At 41.1% G+C, this 574-nt stretch carries 1 rRNA gene; it reads right to left on the bottom strand.

From position 1 onward, the window contains the following. Positions 1-263: 263 nt before the first annotated feature. Positions 264-382, bottom strand: a 5S ribosomal RNA gene (gene rrf, locus MY526_RS26970). Between the last annotated feature and the right edge of the window lie 192 nt (positions 383-574).

Genomic DNA, 574 nt, shown 5'->3' with positions numbered 1-574 from the left:
ATCAGAATGTACAAAGTGGCTATAAGGATCACAAATGTAGTGCAGTAAAAAGATTAATATTTACTGTTGAAATGTAGAATACGTTAGCATAAAATTGAAAAGAAAATGATCGATGAGCTTAGGAATGATGAAAGCCATCATTTAACTGGATTTGTGTCATTTCTATACCTGCAAGTCATGTTCTAGCTATTTCCTTCCCACCCTGTCGGTGTCCACTGAAAAAGCAGCAGCGCCCTCTGCTTTTTGTAAAGAGGAGTGAAAAAAGCTTACAGCACCTGGTATTCCCAGGCGGTCTCCCATCCAAGTACTGACCAGGCCCGACCCTGCTTAGCTTCCGAGATCAGACGAGATCGGGCGTGTTCAGGGTGGTATGGCCGTAAGCAAATATTGTGCCTACCAAAGGGCCTTTTAAAGATACTATATCACCACGCTTTGCTCTTTCGTCTATACAGGGAGCGCCTGCAGATTTCCAGACACACTCACAGCTTTTAAATGTCAAATCAGAATGTACAAAGTGGCTATAAGGATCACAAATGTAGTGCAGTAAAAATATTAATATTTACTGTTGAAATGT

The organism is Geodermatophilus sp. CPCC 205761, from assembly GCF_051383655.1.
GTDB lineage: Bacteria > Actinomycetota > Actinomycetes > Mycobacteriales > Geodermatophilaceae > Geodermatophilus.
Note: the sequence above shows the minus strand (reverse complement) of the source record. Positions and strands in the feature narration are given on the sequence as shown.